This is a genomic window from Pseudoalteromonas sp. S558 (genome assembly GCF_005886635.1).
Classification (GTDB): Bacteria; Pseudomonadota; Gammaproteobacteria; order Enterobacterales; family Alteromonadaceae; genus Pseudoalteromonas; species Pseudoalteromonas aliena.
This window is the reverse complement of the sequence record NZ_PNDU01000625.1, coordinates 1-543: the sequence shown is the minus strand read 5'-3', so window position 1 is coordinate 543 and position 543 is coordinate 1. Positions and strand designations below refer to the sequence as shown.

The following is a 543-nucleotide window of genomic DNA, read 5'->3' as shown; positions in this document are numbered from 1 at the left end:
TTAATCGAAATTTGGCTGGTACAGGCCGTAAGTAACCCAGCCATTGCTAACGTTAAAATTCGTTTTATAGAGATCATCATTTGTATCCTTTGCATACAGTGAATACTAAAAAGCCAGCATAATGCTGGCTTTTTAAATAGATATAAGCTGTTATTTTTGTAATACAGAAATATCTGCAATTTCTAAAAATAACCCGCTAAGCTGGCTTAAAAGCGCAAGACGGTTTTGCTTAACCGCTTCATCGTCGGCCATTACCATGACATTGTCAAAAAAGTTATCAACACTCTCACGAATGCCTGCTAATTGGCTTAATGCCTCTTGGTAGTTTCCATCGCTGTACAGTGGTGCTAAATCAGTGGCAAATTTTGCAACTTGCGAAGCCAATACTTTTTCAGCATCATCACTGAGTAAGCTCTGTTCGACATTGCCTTGGCTTGTAATGTCATTCTTAGCCAGAATATTACTTACACGCTTATTAGCCGCTGCGAGCGATTCTGCGGCGTCTAATGTACGGAAATGACTTCCGGCTTTAACTCGGAGAGC

1 protein-coding gene and 1 pseudogene are annotated in these 543 nt (G+C 40.3%); both read right to left on the bottom strand.

What is annotated here, in order from left to right; all coding sequences use genetic code 11:
• Positions 1-77 (bottom strand): annotated as a pseudogene (locus CWB66_RS23255) (early set domain-containing protein); the annotation flags it as partial.
• A 73-nt stretch (positions 78-150) separates the two neighbouring features.
• Positions 151-543, bottom strand: a 393-nt coding sequence (locus tag CWB66_RS21695; protein WP_252371832.1) for a DALR anticodon-binding domain-containing protein, incomplete at its 5' end; no start/stop codon positions are given.